The organism is Pseudomonas sp. BN417, assembly GCF_029871205.1.
Taxonomy (GTDB): Bacteria; Pseudomonadota; Gammaproteobacteria; order Pseudomonadales; family Pseudomonadaceae; genus Metapseudomonas.
Genome location: NZ_SSOJ01000130.1, coordinates 16,808 through 34,891, shown reverse-complemented (window position 1 = coordinate 34,891; position 18,084 = coordinate 16,808). Strand labels below are relative to the sequence as shown.

Annotated in this window: 14 protein-coding genes; 4 read left to right on the top strand and 10 right to left on the bottom strand. The window is 65.0% G+C overall.

Annotation, left to right across the window (positions count from 1 at the left end; translation table 11 throughout):
- Positions 1-243 precede the first annotated feature (243 nt).
- The 3 genes from clpB to rluD all read right to left on the bottom strand — a co-directional run bounded on the left by clpB (position 244) and on the right by rluD (position 4,795).
- Positions 244-2,808, bottom strand: a complete 2,565-nt coding sequence (clpB, locus tag E8F11_RS16920; RefSeq protein WP_280290004.1) for an ATP-dependent chaperone ClpB — start codon at positions 2,806-2,808, stop codon at positions 244-246.
- 290 nt (positions 2,809-3,098) lie between these two features.
- Entirely contained in the window at positions 3,099-3,824 is a 726-nt protein-coding gene (pgeF, locus tag E8F11_RS16915; RefSeq protein WP_280290003.1) for a peptidoglycan editing factor PgeF, read from the bottom strand.
- Positions 3,821-4,795: a 23S rRNA pseudouridine(1911/1915/1917) synthase RluD gene (gene rluD, locus E8F11_RS16910; RefSeq protein WP_280290002.1), complete on the bottom strand. Its 975-nt coding sequence runs from the start codon at positions 4,793-4,795 to the stop codon at positions 3,821-3,823. Before rluD ends, pgeF begins: the two co-directional genes overlap by 4 nt.
- Before the next feature lie 147 nt (positions 4,796-4,942).
- Here rluD and E8F11_RS16905 point away from each other — a divergent pair, with 147 nt between their 5' ends.
- A complete protein-coding gene (locus E8F11_RS16905) occupies positions 4,943-5,962 on the top strand; it encodes an outer membrane protein assembly factor BamD (protein ID WP_280290001.1) in 1,020 nt (339 codons plus the stop codon).
- A gap of 141 nt (positions 5,963-6,103) precedes the next feature.
- On the opposite strand, the gene E8F11_RS16900 is transcribed toward E8F11_RS16905, so the two are convergent.
- Positions 6,104-7,735: an NAD+ synthase gene (locus E8F11_RS16900; RefSeq protein ID WP_280290000.1), complete on the bottom strand. Its 1,632-nt coding sequence runs from the start codon at positions 7,733-7,735 to the stop codon at positions 6,104-6,106.
- A gap of 172 nt (positions 7,736-7,907) precedes the next feature.
- Here E8F11_RS16900 and E8F11_RS16895 point away from each other — a divergent pair, with 172 nt between their 5' ends.
- The 3 genes from E8F11_RS16895 to E8F11_RS16885 are packed head-to-tail and all read left to right on the top strand — an operon-like array spanning position 7,908 to position 11,075.
- The gene (locus tag E8F11_RS16895; protein WP_280289999.1) at positions 7,908-8,144 is read left to right on the top strand and encodes a PP0621 family protein; all 237 of its coding nucleotides are present in this window, start codon (positions 7,908-7,910) and stop codon (positions 8,142-8,144) included.
- Positions 8,134-9,735: an ATP-binding protein gene (locus tag E8F11_RS16890; protein ID WP_280289998.1), complete on the top strand. Its 1,602-nt coding sequence runs from the start codon at positions 8,134-8,136 to the stop codon at positions 9,733-9,735. Before E8F11_RS16895 ends, E8F11_RS16890 begins: the two co-directional genes overlap by 11 nt.
- Positions 9,736-9,737: 2 nt before the next feature.
- Positions 9,738-11,075 (top strand): sigma-54 dependent transcriptional regulator, encoded by a 1,338-nt coding sequence (locus E8F11_RS16885; RefSeq protein ID WP_280289997.1) that lies wholly within the window; start codon positions 9,738-9,740, stop codon positions 11,073-11,075.
- 461 nt (positions 11,076-11,536) lie between these two features.
- On the opposite strand, the gene E8F11_RS16880 is transcribed toward E8F11_RS16885, so the two are convergent.
- The 6 genes from E8F11_RS16880 to E8F11_RS16855 are packed head-to-tail and all read right to left on the bottom strand — an operon-like array spanning position 11,537 to position 17,882.
- Positions 11,537-11,953, bottom strand: a complete 417-nt coding sequence (locus tag E8F11_RS16880; protein WP_280289996.1) for a type IV pilin protein — start codon at positions 11,951-11,953, stop codon at positions 11,537-11,539.
- On the bottom strand, positions 11,950-15,393 hold the full coding sequence (locus tag E8F11_RS16875; protein WP_280289995.1) for a PilC/PilY family type IV pilus protein: 3,444 nt from the start codon (positions 15,391-15,393) through the stop codon (positions 11,950-11,952). Before E8F11_RS16875 ends, E8F11_RS16880 begins: the two co-directional genes overlap by 4 nt.
- A gap of 16 nt (positions 15,394-15,409) precedes the next feature.
- Positions 15,410-15,922, bottom strand: coding sequence for a PilX N-terminal domain-containing pilus assembly protein (locus E8F11_RS16870; protein WP_280289994.1), 513 nt, complete (start codon positions 15,920-15,922; stop codon positions 15,410-15,412).
- Between the two features lie 16 nt (positions 15,923-15,938).
- Positions 15,939-16,970, bottom strand: coding sequence for a PilW family protein (locus tag E8F11_RS16865; RefSeq protein WP_280289993.1), 1,032 nt, complete (start codon positions 16,968-16,970; stop codon positions 15,939-15,941).
- 10 nt (positions 16,971-16,980) lie between these two features.
- Positions 16,981-17,418 (bottom strand): type IV pilus modification protein PilV, encoded by a 438-nt coding sequence (gene pilV / locus E8F11_RS16860; RefSeq protein ID WP_280289992.1) that lies wholly within the window; start codon positions 17,416-17,418, stop codon positions 16,981-16,983.
- Positions 17,415-17,882: a GspH/FimT family pseudopilin gene (locus E8F11_RS16855; RefSeq protein ID WP_280289991.1), complete on the bottom strand. Its 468-nt coding sequence runs from the start codon at positions 17,880-17,882 to the stop codon at positions 17,415-17,417. The genes pilV and E8F11_RS16855 overlap by 4 nt, the downstream gene beginning before the upstream one ends.
- Between the last annotated feature and the right edge of the window lie 202 nt (positions 17,883-18,084).

Below are 18,084 nucleotides of genomic sequence, written 5' to 3'. Positions count from 1 at the left end.
CCGGATGCAGGGGCGAGCGTTCTTGGTTACTTCTTTGTGGTTCGGCATCCCGACGTTTGAAAGAAGTGACTCGCCGGGAGGCGAAACCGGGACTCGCAGCCCACTCGATAAGCAACTCGGCTCAGGACGTTCTAGCAACATTTAACGCAGACATAGCCAATGAATTCGCCCCCACAGGGGGTGGCACCTGACAGATGCGCAAAGAAAAGCCCCGCAATGCGGGGCTTTGTCTTGCGCCGGAGATCAGCTGAAGACGATCTCCTCACCCTCCACCCTGGCGGCGATGGTGGCGCCCGGGCCGAAACGGCCGGCGAGTATCTGCTGGGCCAGCGGGTTCTCGATCCAGCGCTGGATCGCCCGCTTCAGCGGACGGGCGCCGTAGACCGGGTCGTAACCCACGGCGATCAGCTTGTCCAGGGCCTCCGGACTCAACTCCAGGCTCAGCTCGCGCTCGGCAAGGCGCTTGCGCAGGCGTTGCAGCTGGATCTCGGCGATGCCGCCGATCTGTTCGCGACCCAGCGGTTCGAACACCACCACTTCGTCGATCCGGTTGATGAACTCGGGACGGAAGTGCGCGCTCACGGCGTCCATCACTGCCGCGCGCTGCGCCTCGAGGTCGCCGACCAGTTCCTGGATCTGCGATGAGCCCAGGTTGGAGGTCATCACCACCACGGTGTTGCGGAAGTCCACGGTACGGCCGTGGCTGTCGGTCAGGCGACCGTCCTCCAGCACCTGCAGCAGCACGTTGAAGACATCCGGGTGGGCCTTTTCCACCTCGTCCATCAGCACCACGGAGTAGGGTTTGCGGCGCACCGCCTCGGTCAGGTAACCACCCTCCTCATAACCGACGTAACCCGGCGGGGCACCGATCAGGCGTGCCACCGAGTGTTTCTCCATGAATTCGGACATGTCGATGCGCACCAGCGCCTCCTCGGTATCGAAGAGGAACTCGGCCAGCGCCTTGCACAGCTCGGTCTTGCCCACCCCGGTCGGGCCGAGGAAGAGGAAGGAACCACTGGGCCGGTTCGGGTCGGCCAGGCCGGCGCGGGAGCGACGCACGGCGTTGGCGACGGCGACCACGGCCTCGTGCTGGCCGATCACCCGCTTGTGCAGGTCATCTTCCATGCGCAGCAGCTTCTCGCGCTCGCCTTCGAGCATCTTCGCCACCGGGATGCCGGTCCACTTGGAGACCACTTCGGCGATCTCTTCGTCGGTGACCTTGTTGCGCAGCAGCTGGTTCTCGGTCTTGCCATGCTGGTCGACCATCTGCAGGCTGCGTTCCAGGTCTGGAATCACGCCGTACTGCAGCTCGGCCATGCGCTGCAGGTCGCCCTTGCGCCGCGCGGCCTCCATGTCCTGCCGGGCCTGTTCGATCTTCTGCTGGATCTGCGCCGAGCCCTGCACTTCGGCCTTCTCGGACTTCCAGATTTCTTCCAGGTCGGCGTATTCGCGCTCCAGCTTGAGGATGTCTTCCTCGAGCTTGGCCAGACGCTTCTTCGTGGCCTCGTCCTCTTCCTTCTTCAGCGCCTCGCGCTCGATCTTCAGCTGGATCAGGCGGCGATCCAGGCGGTCCAGGGCCTCGGGCTTGGAGTCGATCTCCATGCGGATGCGGCTGGCGGCTTCGTCGATCAGGTCGATGGCCTTGTCCGGCAACTGCCGGTCAGTGATGTAGCGGTGCGACAGTTTGGCCGCGGCGATGATGGCGCCGTCGGTGATAGTCACGCCGTGGTGCACTTCATAGCGTTCCTTCAGGCCGCGCAGGATGGCGATGGTGTCCTCCTCGCTCGGCTCGTCCACCAGCACCTTCTGGAAACGGCGTTCCAGCGCGGCGTCCTTTTCGATGTACTGGCGGTATTCGTCCAGGGTGGTGGCGCCGACGCAGTGCAGCTCACCACGGGCCAGGGCCGGCTTGAGCATATTGCCGGCGTCCATGGCACCCTCGGCCTTGCCGGCACCGACCATGGTGTGCAGTTCGTCGATGAAGAGGATGACCCGGCCTTCCTGCTTGGCCAGCTCGTTGAGCACGGCCTTCAGGCGCTCCTCGAACTCGCCGCGGAACTTGGCGCCGGCGATCAGCGCCCCCATGTCCAGGGCCAGCAGACGCTTGTCCTTGAGGCCGTCGGGCACTTCGCCGTTGACAATACGCTGGGCCAGGCCTTCGGCGATGGCGGTCTTGCCGACGCCGGGCTCGCCGATCAGCACCGGGTTGTTCTTGGTCCGCCGCTGCAGGACCTGGATGGTGCGACGGATCTCGTCGTCACGGCCGATCACCGGGTCCAGCTTGCCCTCCTCGGCACGCTTGGTCAGGTCGACGCTGTACTTGTCCAGGGCCTGGCGGGATTCCTCGGCATTGGGGTCGTTCACCGCCTGGCCGCCACGCAGGTTGGCGACGGCATTTTCCAGGGCCTTGCGGGTCACGCCCTGGCCGAGCAGCAGCTTGCCGAGGCGGGTGTTCTCGTCCATCGCGGCGAGCAGCACCAGTTCGCTGGAGATGAACTGGTCGCCCTTCTGCTGGGACAGGCGGTCGGCCTGGTTGAGCAGGCGCGCCAGGTCCTGGGACAGGTTCACGTCGCCGGTGGGGTTCTGGATCTTCGGCAGATGGTCGAGCTCACGGGTCAGGCCCTGGCGCAGGGCCACCACGTCGAAGCCCACCTGCATGAGCAGGGGCTTGATGGAGCCGCCCTGCTGGTCAAGCAGGGCCAGCACCAGGTGTACGGGCTCGATGGCCGGGTGGTCGTGGCCAACCGCCAGGGACTGGGCGTCGGAAAGCGCCAGTTGCAGCTTGCTGGTCAAACGGTCGATTCGCATGGGTTCGTCCTTCCTTTTGATAGCGGGCTGGCACGATGACGGCGCCAGACAAGAAAAGCCCGCCGGGATGAAGCATAGATAAGGACGATTCTGGGGGATTCAACCTTTGTGCGGTTGACCTGGGTCAGGAAGGCTGGCGGGCATATGTCAGTGTGGGAACTCATTCGCGAATGAGTTCCCACACAAGGGCGTAGGGTGGACCACGCTTCACCGGTCCACCAATAGCGGCAGGGTCAGGTCGGAAAGGTGGATAGGAAAAGCGCTATCCACCCTACAAGGGGCTCTACCCGTCAGTCCGCCAGCCAGACCAGGCTGGCGAAACGGCCGGTGCGCGAAGCACGACGGTAGGAATAGAAGCGTGGATCGCTGACGGTGCAGAAGCCGCCGCCGTACACGGCCTGTACACCGCGCGCGGCCAGACGGATTCGCGCCAACTGGTAGATATCGGCCATGAATTTCCCGGCATTGGCGCTGGGCTGGAAGGCCTGGTCCGCCTCCGGATGACTGGCCAGGAAAGCTTCGCGCACTTCCGGGCCGACTTCGAAGGCGGCATGACCGATAGCCGGGCCGAGCCAGACCAGCAGCTCTTCGGGCGGCAGGACCAGGGCGTCCAGAGTCGCCTCCAGCACACCGCCCGCCAGTCCGCGCCAACCGGCATGGGCAGCCGCGACGCGGGTCCCGGCCCGGTCGCAGAAGAGCGCCGGCAGGCAGTCGGCCGTCAGTACCGCGCTGGCGACGCCGGGCTCCGCGGTCCAGCTGGCATCGGCTTCATCGACCCGGTTCGGATTGGCCTCGACCACACGCACGCCATGGACCTGGCTAAGCCAGGCGGGCCGACAGCCGAGGGCCGAGGTCAGGAGCCTGCGGTTCTGCTCGACGGCCAGCGGGTCGTCCTCGACGTGGCTGCCGAGGTTCAGGCCTTCATATGGCGGCAGGCTGACGCCCCCCTCGCGGGTGGTGACGCAGGCCCGCACCCTTGACGGAGCGGGCCAGTCGGGCGTCAGCCAGGCGTTCATTGCTCGAAGGACTCGCGGTCCTGGCGCAGCAGGCTGAGCAGCCAGACGAAATCGTCGGGCAGGGGCGATTCCCACTTCATGCGCGCGCCGGTCACCGGATGGTCCAGCTCGAGGAAGCGCGCATGCAGTGCCTGGCGCGGGAACTCCTTGAGGGTCTGCACCAGGGTCGGGCTGGCCGCCGGCGGAATGCGGAAGCGCCCGCCGTAGACCGGGTCGCCAACCAGCGGGTAGTTCACATAGGCCATGTGCACGCGGATCTGGTGGGTGCGGCCGGTTTCCAGCTTGACGCGGGTATGGGTATGGGAACGGAAACGCTCCAGCACCCGGTAATGGCTGACCGCCGGCTTGCCGCCCGCGACCACGGCCATGCGCTGGCGTTGCTGGCCATGCCGGCCGATGGGGGCATCGATCTTGCCGCCAGCGGTGATCACGCCGACCACCACGGCCTCATAGATACGGCTCACGCTGCGGGCCTGCAGCTGCGCCACCAGGCTGGTGTGGGCTTCGAGGGTCTTGGCCACCACCATCAGGCCGGTGGTGTCCTTGTCCAGGCGGTGGACGATACCGGCCCGCGGCACATTGGCCAGCCCCGGCACGTGGTGCAGCAGGGCATTCAGCAGGGTACCGTCGGCATGTCCGGCAGCCGGATGCACCACCAGGCCGGCGGGCTTGTCCAGCACCAGCAGGTGCTCGTCTTCGTAGACGATATCGAGCTCGATGTCCTGGGCTACCCACTCTCCCTGGGACTCCTGCTCGGCATTCAGCTCCAGCAGCGCACCGCCGTGCACGATGTCGCGCGGGCGCAGCACGCTGCCGTCGACTGTGAGAAGGCCGTCCTTGATCCAGCCGGCAAGGCGGGAACGGGAGTGCTCGGCGAAAAGTTGCGCAGCGATCTGGTCGAGACGTTGCCCGCCCAATTCGGACGGTACCTCGGCGCTGAGTTGGATGACCTGTTTGTTGATGGAAGACATGCTCGGGAACGGAGGGGGCGCAGCCTTTGGTTTCGGTTGCGCGCTTGTGGTTAAATACCGCGTCTTTGTCCCGGGGGTTCCGGGGCGCCCATCATAACAGGACGGCTCCAGCCAAGACAGCCAGCCGTCACAGGGACGCAAGCCGCCATGCAAGTGAAACACCTGCTGCTGATCGCCACTCTCGCCCTCACCGCCGCCTGTTCTTCCAACAAGGAAGTGGTGGACGAGAACCTGAGCGAAGCCGAGCTGTATCAGCAGGCCCAGGCAGACCTGGACAACAGCAGCTACACCCCTGCTGTCGCCAAGCTGAAGGCCCTGGAATCCCGTTACCCCTTCGGCCGTTACGCCGAGCAGGCGCAGCTGGAACTGATCTACGCCTACTACAAGAACGTCGAGCCGGAAGCCGCCAAATCCGCTGCCGAGCGCTTCATCCGCCTGCACCCGCAGCATCCCAACGTCGACTACGCCTACTACCTGAAGGGCCTGGCCTCCTTCGAACAGGACCGTGGCCTGCTTGCGCGCTTCCTGCCGCTGGACATGACCAAGCGTGACCCGGGCGCCGCCCGCGACTCCTACAACGAGTTCGCCCAGCTCACCAGCCGCTACCCGAACAGCCGCTACGCCCCGGACGCCAAGCAGCGCATGATCTACCTGCGCAACCTGCTGGCCGCCTACGAGATCCACGTCGCCCACTACTACCTGACCCGCCAGGCCTATGTCGCCGCCGCAAACCGCGGCCGCTACGTGGTGGAGAACTTCCAGGAAACCCCGGCCGTGGGCGATGGTCTGGCCGTGATGGTCGAGTCCTACCAGCGCCTGGGCCTGAACGACCTGGCCGCCTCCAGCCTGGAAACCCTGAAGCTGAACTACCCGGAACACCCGCAGTTGGTGGACGGGCAGTTCGTAGCGCGCGAGGAAGAAGCCGACAACCGCTCCTGGCTGGCCAAGTCCACCCTGGGCCTGATCGAGAGCGACGCGCCGCTGCCCCCGGGCGAAACCCGCGCCGCCCAGGACGTGATCAAGCAGTACGAAGACGCCAAGGAACAGATTCCGCAGGAACTGCTGCCGGAAAACCAGGATGACGTGCAGGAAGAAGAACCCCAGTCGAAAGCCGACGACGGCGGCCGTTCCTGGTTCAGCTACATGACCTTCGGGCTGTTCGACTGAACACCGCCGTAAACGAAGAAAGGGAGGCCAATGGCCTCCCTTTTTCATTGCCGCATGCCTTGCAACCCTAGGAGCTTGCTCGCGAAGCTTCTATCGGGCCCCATTCGCGAGCAAGAACTCGGCGTCCCCCTCGCTCCTACACTAATCCCCCTGCCGCCAACCGGAGGTAATGGGATAGCGCCGGTCCCGGCCGAAGCCGCGCTGGGTCACCCGCACCCCGACCGCCGCCTGTCGCCGCTTGTATTCGTTGCAGTCGACCATGCGCAGCACGCGGTTCACCGTATCCTCGTCGAGCCCCTCGGCAATGATGGCGTTGGCCGACAGGTCGTGCTCGATATAGAGCTTGAGGATCTCGTCCAGCAGCGGATAGGGCGGCAATGAATCCTCATCCTGCTGCCCCGGCGCGAGTTCGGCCGAAGGTGGCCGCTCGATCACCCGTGGCGGGATCACCGGCCCCAGGCTGTTGCGGTACTCGGCCAGGCGAAACACCAGGGTCTTGGGCACGTCCTTGAGCACGTCGAAGCCGCCGGCCATGTCGCCGTAGAGGGTTGCATAGCCCACCGCCAGCTCGCTCTTGTTCCCGGTAGTCAGGACCAGGCTGCCCTTCTTGTTGGAAATCGCCATCAGCAGGGTGCCACGGCAGCGCGCCTGCAGGTTCTCTTCGCTGGCGTCGCGGGCATGGCCGTCGAACACGGGCACCAGGGCCTGGTGGAAGGCATCCACAATGGGGGCGATCGGCAGCACCCGGTAGGCGACGCCAAGCAGGCGCGCCTCGGTCTCGGCATCCTCCAGGCTGATCTGCGCGGTGTAGTGATAGGGCATCATCACCGCCTCGACCCGCTCCGGCCCCAGGGCATCGACCGCCACCGCCAGGGTCAGGGCGGAATCGATGCCGCCGGACAGCCCCAGCACCACGCCCTTGAAGCCATTCTTCTGCACGTAGTCACGCAGGCCCACCACCAATGCCTGGTAGGCGCTCGCCTCCAGCTCCGGCAACTCGGCGCAGTGGGTCCGGCGTGGCATCCAGCACCCTTCCTGCAACTGCAGGTCGACCGGGTAGAGGCCTTCGACGAAGGCCGGCGCGCGTTGGCAGATCATGCCACCGGCGTCCATCACGCAACTCCCGCCGTCGAATACCAGCTCGTCCTGGCCGCCGACCTGGTTGACGTAGATCACCGGTATCTCGCCCTCCGCCACCCGTTCGGCCAGCAGTTCCTCGCGCTCGAGCTGCTTGTCCAAATGGAAGGGCGAGGCGTTCAGGCTCAGCATCAGCTGCGCGCCTGCCGCTCGGGCCTGCTCCATGGGCTCGGGAAACCAGATGTCTTCGCAGATGGACAACGCCACCGGCACGCCCTTGATATCCACCACACAGGGCTGCAGGCCCGGCTCGAAGTAGCGCTTCTCGTCGAACACCCGGTAGTTGGGCAGCCGCTGCTTGTAATAGGTGGCCAGCAACTGGCCGTCGGCTATCACTGCGCAGGCGTTGTAGCGCAGCTCGTCCTCCAGCCAGGGATAGCCCACGACCAGGTAGATGCCGCGCACTTCGTCGCGCAGCCGCTGCAGGCCCTGTTCGACGCGCCGCTGCATGCTGGAGCGCAGCAGCAGGTCTTCCGGCGGATAGCCGCACAGGGAAAGCTCGGGGAAGACGATGACATCCGCTTCCCAGGCCTCGCGCGCGGAGTTCGCCGCTTCGATGATCCGCTCGACATTGCCGTGAACATCGCCGACACGGAGATTGAGCTGGGCCATCACGATTCGCAGGCTCTGGCGCATGGCCGCCTCCTGAGCGTTGTCCAAGGCATCGAACGCGCCTCATCGCCACCATACTCCGCCTCGCCCCCAGCGAAAACCAGGCAAGGTGCGACAGCGTGCGGCTGGTCTCTGTGCGCGGACAGCCGGCTTGGCTAAACTGCCAGCTTCCCATCGAAATGAGAGCACCTTCGGCATGTTTCGCCTGCTGTTCTGGATTGCCGTGATCTTTGCCGCCATCTGGCTGTGGCGCCGCTTCAAGACCCCTTCGAAGCCCCGCCCGGCCCCGCGCCAGGACGAAGAAACCCAGCCCATGGTGCGTTGCGCCCAATGCGGCGTGCACGTTCCCCGTGCCCTCGCCCTGTCCCGGGACGACCGCTGGTACTGCAGCCGAGCCCATCTTGAACAGGACCAGAGCCCTGGTGAGCGCTGATACCCTACCCGCCCCCAGCTCCCTGAGCGCCCAGGGGCGGCGCATCTTCCGTCTCTACAGCCTCTACCGGCTGCTGATCGGCCTGGCGCTGGTGCTGCTGATCTCCAGCGACCTGGACGACAACCTGCTCGACCTGGCCCAACCGGAGCTGTTCCGCAAGGCCAGCTGGTTCTACCTGATCCTCAATACCCTGATCGCCGTGCTGGTGCAGCGCCCGCGGAGCATGGTGCAGGTGTTCAGCCTGGCCCTGGTGGACGTGCTGCTGCTGTCCTGCCTGTTCTTCGCGGCGGGCGGTACCCCCAGCGGCATCGCCAACCTGGTGGTGGTCTCGGTGGCCATCTCCAATATCCTGCTGCGCGGGCGCATCGGCCTGCTGGTGGCAGCGGTGGCGACCATCGGGCTGATCTACCTGACCTTCTACCTCAGCCTCAGCCACCCGCAAGCGTCCAGCCAGTTCGTCCAGGCCGGCGGTTTCGGCGCCCTCTGCTTCGCCGCGGCCTTGTTCATCCAGGGTTTGAGCCGTCGCCTGCAACTCAGCGAGACCCTGGCCGAACAGCGCGCCGAAGACGTCGCCAACCTGGAAGCGCTGAACGCACAGATTCTCGAGCGCATGCGCACCGGCATCCTGGTACTGGACCCGCAGAACCACATACTGCTCGCCAATAACGGCGCCCAGAACCTGCTGGGCAAGGACGCACTAGCCGGGCAGGCGCTCGACTCGCAGTGCCCGGAGTTGCTGAAGAGCCTCCAGCACTGGCTGGCCAACCCCACCCTGCGACCGCAGGGCATCCAGGCCTTCGTCGACGGTCCTGTGCTGCAACCAAGCTTCGTCCACCTGCAGCATGGCAGCCAGCAGAATCTCCTGGTGTTCCTCGAGGACATCTCGCAGATCGCCCAGCAGGCCCAGCAGCTCAAGCTGGTCGCCCTCGGGCGCCTGACCGCCGGCATCGCCCACGAGATCCGCAATCCCCTGGGCGCCATCAGCCATGCCGCCCAACTCCTTCAGGAATCGGAAGAACTGCAGAGCCCGGACCGGCGCCTGGCGCAGATCATCCAGGACCACTCGCGGCGCATGAACCTGGTGATCGAGAACGTCCTGCAGCTCTCTCGCCGCCGGCAATCGGAGCCGCAGCTGCTTGACCTCAAATATTGGCTGACCCGCTTCTCCAGCGAGTTCCGCACCTCCGCCGGCCCCGGCCAGACCCTGCACCTGGCCACCCTCGGCAGCACCCTGCAGACCCGCATGGACCCGCACCAGCTGACCCAGGTGCTGACCAACCTGGTGCAGAACGGCCTGCGCTACAGCGCCAAGCAGAACACCCAGGGCCAGGTCTGGCTGAAGCTCTTTCGTGATCCGGAAAGCGACCTCCCGGTGCTGGAAGTCGAGGATGACGGCGAAGGCATACCACCCGAGCAGGTGCACAATATCTTCGAACCCTTCTTCACCACCGAAAGCAAGGGCACGGGCCTGGGCCTCTACATCTCCCGCGAACTCTGCGAGAGCAACCAGGCCCGCCTCGACTACAAACCGCGCGAGCAAGGCGGCAGCTGCTTCCGCATCACCTTTGCCCACCCGCGCAAACTGAGCTGACCATGACCCGACAGAGAGCACTGATCGTCGACGACGAGCCCGATATCCGCGAACTGCTGGAGATCACCCTCGGGCGGATGAAGCTCGACACCCGCAGCGCGCGTAACCTCAAGGAAGCGCGCGAATGGCTGGCTCGCGAGCCCTTCGACCTGTGCCTGACCGACATGCGCCTGCCCGACGGCACCGGACTGGAGCTGGTTCAGCACATCCAGCAGCGCCACCCGTTGGTTCCGGTGGCGATGATCACGGCCTATGGCAGCCTCGACACCGCGGTGAACGCCCTCAAGGCCGGCGCTTTCGATTTCGTCACCAAGCCGGTGGACCTCGGCCGCCTGCGCGAACTGGTCAACACCGCCCTGCGCCTGCGCTCACCAGAAGATGGCGAACCGCCGGTAGACGGCCGCCTGCTGGGCGCCTCGCCGCCGATGAATGCCCTGCGCAAGCAGATCCAGAAACTCGCCCGCAGCCAGGCTCCCGTCTACATCAGCGGCGAATCCGGCAGCGGCAAGGAACTGGTGGCGCGGCTGATCCATGAACAGGGCCCGCGCGCCGACCGCCCCTTCGTGCCGGTCAATTGCGGCGCCATTCCGTCAGAGCTGATGGAAAGCGAGTTCTTCGGCCACAAGAAAGGCAGCTTCACTGGCGCGGTCGAAGACAAGCAGGGCCTGTTCCAGGCGGCCAATGGCGGCACCCTGTTCCTCGACGAGGTGGCCGACCTGCCGCTGGCGATGCAGGTGAAGCTGCTGCGCGCCATCCAGGAAAAAGCCGTGCGCGCCGTCGGCGGCCAGCAGGAAGTGGTGGTGGACGTACGCATCCTCAGCGCCACCCACAAGGATCTGGCGGCAGAGGTGGCCGCCGGCCGCTTCCGCCAGGACCTCTACTACCGCCTCAACGTCATTGAGCTCAGCGTGCCGCCACTGCGGGAGCGCCGTGAGGACATCCCCCTGCTGGCGGAAACCATGCTCAAGCGCCTGGCCCAGCAGAGCGGCCTGCCGGCCGCCAGCCTGGCGCCGGAAGCCCTGGACAAGCTCAAGTGCTACCGCTTCCCCGGCAACGTGCGCGAGCTGGAGAACATGCTCGAGCGGGCCTACACCCTCTGCGAGGACGACCAGATCCAGGCCCGCGACCTGCGCCTCTCCGAAGCCACGGGCGCGGCCGAGGCCGGCGAAGCCAACCTGGCGCAGATCGACAATCTGGAAGACTACCTGGAAGACATCGAGCGCAAGCTGATCATGCAGGCGCTCGAGGAAACCCGCTGGAACCGCACCGCCGCAGCCCAGCGTCTGGGCCTGACGTTCCGCTCGATGCGTTATCGCCTGAAGAAGCTCGGCATCGACTGATGCCCGGCCCCTCGGACGGCGAGCCATGTAGGATGGGTAGAGCTTGCGATACCCATCGATCAGGGCTGATGGGTATCGCTTCGCTCCACCACATCCTACGAGCCTTGTAGGGGGAAACCCGCTGGAACCGCACCGCCGCTGCCTAGCGTCTGGGTCTGACGTTCCGTTCGATGCGTTATCGCCTGAAGAAGCTGGGCATCGACTGATGCCCGGCCCCTCGGACGGCGAGCCATGTAGGATGGGTAGAGCTTGCGATACCCATCGATCAGGGCTGATGGGTATCGCTTCGCTCCAGCGGAACGCCGCCCGCCCCATCCTACGAGCCTTGTAGGGTGGATAGCGCTTTTCTATCCACCACCGAGGCATTGCAGGACACCGATGGTGGAAATCCCGAAAGGGATTTCCACCCTACACGCCGATTGAGATGGAATCTCTACAACCGGGGCGAGCCCCTCTGCCGTCTACCAGCACTGGGCCACCGTCCGCGTGGCGTTGGCCAGCGTGCGCTCGCCGGTGTGGCTGATCTGGAAGTCGCCGCAAGGGTCGCCGGCCATGCTGCCGGCACGGGTCGCACGCAACTGGAAGGAGGTCGCGGTCGGTGCGCCCTGGGCGGCGATGGTGTAGTTGGCCGCCCCTGAAGCCGGGGCCTGGGTGGCGAAGGTATCCGCAAAGTTGCCTTCGGAATCCAGGTAGGAGCCGTGGGTGGAGTAATAACGCTCCAGCGCCTGCGCCCCCTCCATCAAGACCGCCTTCACCTCGGCGCGCTTGCCCCGCTTCACATACTCCGTGTAGCTGGGATAGGCGATCGCGGCGAGGATGCCGATCACCGCCACCACGATCATCAGTTCAATCAGGGTGAATGCCTTGCTGCTTCTCATCGAATCTGGTTCCAGGACTGACGGCCTTCGAGAACATTGAGGGTATTGGCGGCCGGAATGCAGTCATCCACCCCGGTGCCTCGGCACAGCCAGTACTTCTGCGGATCGATCAGGTCGAACGAGCCGGTGGGTATGCTGCCGGAAGAGCCGATGCCGGACGGCGGGAGCTTCTGGTCGCCGACCGTGACCATGTCTGCATCGGTGAATTTGCCGTCCTTGTTCAGGTCCAGCAGGACATAGTTGAGCCGCCCGCCAGTGGCCAAGTCGAGCACCATGGTCCAGCCGGAACCGCCGGCCAGACAGGGGTCGGCAGAGGGGATGGCGGTTTCGATGACCAGGCGATTGAGCAGGATGCGCGGCGCGAAGATTACCCGCTCGCCCTGGGCGCCCCTGACCGGAGAGGTCAGGTCGAGATACCAGCCGCGTTTCTTGCTCCAGTCAATGGCGGTGGCCGGTGCGTCGAGCACCCGCACATCGCGATCGAAGGCCTCGCCCTCGAACAGGATCGAACGTTGCTCGAGGTCCGACCGGCCGCTGAAGGCGGTGGAGGAGCCGTTGCTCGCCAGCTTGTCCCAGATGCCATAGAAGGTTTGTTTGGTCGTGTCGACCACATCCCCTGAGGTATAGAGTCGGCCGGTGCCGAAATAGACGATGGCCCCCTGCGCATAGCCGTCCGGGTGGTAGGCGATTTCCGGCTTGACGGTGATCGGCTGGTGCGTGCCCGCGGTGTCTTTGGCGACGTACAGCGGCTCCGGTTTGGTGCCGGAGCCCAGGCTGACCTCGAAATCGTCAGCGCCGGATTCATTGGCCTTGAGGTTGAACTTCCACAGGTTGCCGCCGAGATCACCGGCATACACATCCTTCACGTAGATGTTGCCCGAGCTGTCGGTGGCATACACGAAGGACGGGCTGGACAGGCCGCCCGTGGCCTTGCCCGCGCGCACCTTGTTCACGGCGCCAGTCGCCAGGTCGACGATGAACAGCACCGAGTCCTCGTTGGTGCTGCCATAGCCGTTGCCGAAGATCGCCGCCCAGCTGCCGTCCTTCATGCGTCCGACCAATGGCTCGCCGAAGTTGTAGCCCAGATCGGCGTCGTCCTTGATCTCCCACAGCACCTTGCTGGCACTGAATCCGGTGCTGCCGGAGGCGTCCGTGACGTCCAGGGCGAAGACGCTTTTGCCACCAGCCCCGAGGCTGCCGAGGAGCACGGTACGCCAGGCACCGTTCAGGCGAGCGTCGCGGATGTGCAGTTTGCCGTCCACGAAATAGCGGTGCTTGTAGTCGCTGTTGGCCAGGAGCTTGACGTTGCCCAACACGCCGTTGGGCATGTAGGCGAAGAGTTCGTTGCCGTTGTTGGCGTTGAAGGCGTGCAGGAAGCCATCGTTGGCGCCGACGAACAGCACCGGCGACTTGCTCGACTTGGCTGCGACGAACTCGGCGTAGGTCTGGCCGCCGCTGGCGACGGGTACCCGGCCATTGAAGCCCCAGTCCTGCTTGTTGGCCAATACCAGGGTGGAGTTGACGATATCGCCGAGCAGGGTGGAGCGCTTGCGCAATTTCCTGCCGGCCGGCGCCTCGTTCGTGCGGTCGCCCATCAGGTAGTTGAACAGCACCTCATCGTTATTGAAGTGCGCCTTGAGGTCTGCGCTCAGGCCGGCCCAGTTCAACGCCTGGCCATGGTTGGCGCCTGCCGCGCCGTCGTGGGTGAACAGGCTGCGCGAGCTGCGCCCGAGCTTCTGCCCCCCCTCCCAGACCTCCTCGAAAACGATGCCGGCACTGGTCTGCTTGGGCTTTTTCGCCAGCAGCTTTCCGGACCAGTCCGAGCTGGTATAGAAGGCCTCGTAAACCAGGGTGTTGCTGTCCAGGCGGCGCGCGTTGGGCACGGCCGAGGTGTTGGACCCGGTACGATCGCTGATCGACGCCAGGGTCTCGCCCAGGGCGGTGGCGAACTGCTGCGGGTCCTGGGCGCTGAAGAAACCGCCACGACCGTTGACCGCGGCGTGCAGCAGGTCATCCAGCTTCGCCGGGTCGCTGCTGGTCGGGCTGGGCCAGGTCAGCGAAGCGCCATTCTTGACCGCGGCGAACGCGGTCTGCGGATCGATGCTGCCACTCATGCCCAGACCTACACCGAAGGTCACCATGTGCTGCCAGAACGCAGGGTCCGCCGGATCGGTCGGCACGCGGTTGGCCAGGGTGTCATGCAGGTCGCGGTTCCAGTAGTACATGGCGACGTCCGCCAGGGTGTTGTCCGCGCTGTCGCTGAATGGTGCCTTGGGCACATAGCGATAGGTCTGCCCGTCCGGCCCGCTGATGGTCGGGCCGTTGCGGTTATCCACGTTGGCGCGCGCGCCCTCGGTGGAGGCCGCGTCACCGTTCCAGTAACCATCCGTGGTCAGGATGGTGTAGCTCTGGCGGCAGGCATACTCCTTGCCGCCGGTCTGGCCCGGCGTCGAGCTCCAGGGGCCGGCCTCGTCCTTGCGCGAGTAGTATTCGCCGGCATCGCCCAGCGCCTTGCGCAGTGGGGTGCCCCCTTCGGCGTTGGTCGCGAAGAGCCAGTCATAGAACTCGGAGCGCCCGGTGCCCTCGAAGCGGCGCACACCGCGCACCAGGGTATCGGTCTTGCCCGAGTCGACGGTGTTCCTAGTCAGGTTGATCGCACCGTAGCCAACCCGGACGTCCCCGGGCAGCGTGGAAAATGCCTGGCTGACCCCGGCCTTGGCCGACATCATGCGGGTCCGATAGTAGGAGAACCAGTTGGCGAAGTTCTGTTGCTCGTCGGCGCCCACGCTACGCTCGGTATAACAGGCATCCTGGCGGGGATTGCTGGCGCAGCTGCCCCCGCCAACGAACTCGTAGTAGAAGGCCGCGCCGGCGCTACTATTCGGGCCCACGGCAAAGCCTTCGTAAAGCGTGCAACTCCTGCAGTCTCTGCTGTTAGGCGCGTAAAAGTCGTCCATGATCGCCATGTAGCTCGTGCCGAGGTTGACCGCCTGGCCACCAGCGGCGTAACCGTTTACGGACGCCGCGGCGAAGCTCGCATTGGCATAGCGTTGTCCATCGCTCTTGATCGGCGGCAGATACTGCACGGCGGGGTTGTAGTAGGACTTGTTCAGGTGGCTGGAAGCCAGGTAGCGGTGACCGGTCTTCCGACAGAAATGCAGGTTCTTGCCGGCGTAGCTGCCACGCACCTGACACTCTTCGCTCCGTTCCCATTCCTTCGTGCTTTCCAGATAGGCCGGGCGCAGATCGTCCGGCAGGTAGCCCCAGCGCATGGAGCCCGAGTCATCCAGGATGAACATGAGGTTGGGTTCGACCTGCCCCCCCAGGTTCAACGGCACCTGCCCGGGCACGAATGCCGCCAGGGCGCTGTGGCTGACCGCGGCGGTCAGCAGGCCGGCCAGCAATGCCCGTACCGCAAAGAAATATTTCGAGCCGATCATCCGTGTCTCCCTTCGATCAGTTCTGGCTGCGGATGGCAATGGCCACGGTGGAACGCAGGTGCACTTCGGCATCCCCGCCGGCGTAACCGGTGGCTTCGACGTTGAACAGATAGGTCCGGCTCAGGCAGTCGAACGCGCGGTTCTCGGCGATCGAGCCGTCGGTTTCGCAAACGAAGGTGGTCGCGCCCCCCGACGCACCGTAGTAATTGCGAACCCTGCAAACCGGCTTTCGCGGCTGGCTGTTGAGTTCGGCGGGCGGCGTCCACTGTGCGGTCGTAACCGCCGGGCAATCGGTGCTGGCCAGGAACAGCTGGGTGGGATCGACGCTGGCCTCCACCTGTTGGCGCACATAGGCCTCGCCCACCCGCAAGGCGCTCTCGGCCGCCTGGAACGCCACGTTGTAGTCCCGCGCGCCGCCGGCCATCCGTTCCTGCAGGGTGCTGCCGGACATCGCCGTAACGCCCAGCACGGTCAATGCCAGGAGAGCGATCAGGCAAACCAGCAGCACCGCTCCTTTTTGCTTTTGCATGCTTATCCTTGCCTCATCAGTCGACCCGGTTACGCAGGGCCACCACCGTGCTGAATACCTGGCGCAGGCGCCCATCCGCCGCCACTGCCGCCCCCGCGAAGTGGACAGCCTGGTCCTGGGCTCCCGCTACTCGATCATTGCTGGTCAGCAGCAGATCGAGCTTCACCGTGCGGACATCGTCCCAACGGTTGGCCGCTTCCACCTCGGCCGGGCTCAGGTAGGTCTGTACGCCGACGCTGTTGTCCGCGGCCACGCCGAAACTGGTGCGCAGCGACTCAACGCCTTCCACGACTTCGTTGGTCTGCGCTGGAACCTGCGCCGCATCGCGGACGAACAAGGCGCGGATGGGCTGCCCGGTCGCCGTGACGCGGCCGGTATCCGCCACATAGAAGGTCCTGTAGGCGAAGCCCACCACCCGCGCCGGGGCGTTGAACTGGATATCCGAGAACTTGAAGCCACCGCACTTGGCGTTCTTGTCGTTGTTGCTCGCGGCATGGGTCAGCGTCACCTGGCCGTTGCCGGACGAATTCGGCTTGTTGGTGATCCGGATGACCACCGCTTTCTCCATGTCCAGCACCATCACCGCGTGGTCCTGCTGCATGCTCGGGCAATAGGCCGTGACCTTGAGATTCGCATTGAGCGACGGTTTGAGCAGCTCGCCGGCCGTGAGAAAGGACTCGCAACCGTCATTGGCGAAGATCGCCAGCTGGTCGGTGCCCACCGCCCCGAGGCCGCCGGTTGCCGTGATGCGCCTTCCCCAGATGGGGCGGTTCATGGCGCTCCATTCCGCGGAGTCGCTTTTGGCGGCCACCACGCAGATATCGTCCTCGTCGAGCCGAGTCCCTACCCCCACTCCAGCAGGGCGCAGTTCGGAGGCCAGGTACTGCAGGGCGAAGCGCCCGTTTTCCTGCAGCTTTCCCGCTGCCCCCCGGAGGAGGAAGGTGTTCTTGTTGCTGATGAAGACCTGGAGGACCGCCAGGCTGATGACCAGGCCGATCACCATGGCCACCATCAGCTCCACCAGGCTCAAGCCGCGTTGCTTGCGCATGCGCACCCCGTCAAATCTGCGTGACGAAGGAGAATTGCTGAGCGGCATTACCGCCCACCCGCTCCTCGTTCCATTGCACGATCACCGTGAAGCGGTCACCGTTCTGCACCACACCGCCATTCCCCTCCGGGAGTTGCCTGGCAAGGTTGGCGCGCCACTCCCCCAGGTCCCGCTGAAAAGGCAGGCAGGTTTCCTTCGCCGGATCACAGGGCAGGGCGGCGCCGACCGCCAGGTTGTAGAAGCCCGCCTGCGCATCTCCCCGCGCCGCGCGCATGCGATCCGCCATCTCGTAGGCCAGGAAAGTCGCATGGGAACGTACGGACGCGGTCTGGTTCGCCTTCAGCGCGGTGAGCTGCATGGCAGCCAGACCCAATACACCAATGGAGAAGAGGAGCACGGCGACGAGGACCTCGATGAGCGAGGCACCTCGCTGAGACGACGCACTCATTGGCAGCTTGCCTTCTGCAGAGAAATCGAACCGGACAGCTCGATGGAAACGCTGCGATTGAAAGTGGTGCAGCCCAGTGACGTGTCTTTTAACGCCAGGGTGAAAGCCATCCTGGCCGCGCTGATCAGGCGGCCCTGCGAGTCGAAGAGAATGTCTTGCAGCCCCGCCGGTCCGGCCACATATGAGGTCAGAGCCGGGAAGCGGCGCAGCTCCAGGCTGTCCCGCTCGCGCAACAACTGCCAGCTGCCATCGGCCGCCAGCGGCCCCTTGAGCCTTACGGTCTGAGCCCCCTGGACCGCTTCCCGGCGCGCATAGCCGAGCATGCCGGAGAACGCTTCAAGTTCTGCCGCTGCCTGGTTCTCGCGAAGCATCTGGGAGAAGTTCGGTGCTGCCAATCCGATCAATACTGCGAGCACGACAAGCGTGACCATCAGTTCGATCAGCGTGAAACCTCGCTGCGACATTCCCTGCCCTCATAGAATGGTCCGGACCTGCGTGAGCCGGAGCTCACGCCGCGGAGCTTCCTGCTCCGACCTTGCCGACCTTTCCATGACGAGCGGTCCAAAATCAGCGACCAGCGGCAATGTAGGCGCGCATAGTAGCTTAATGGTACGTTCGTTTTAAATTGTGTTTTGTGAACTGCGAGCTTGCCCACAAGATTGCCGA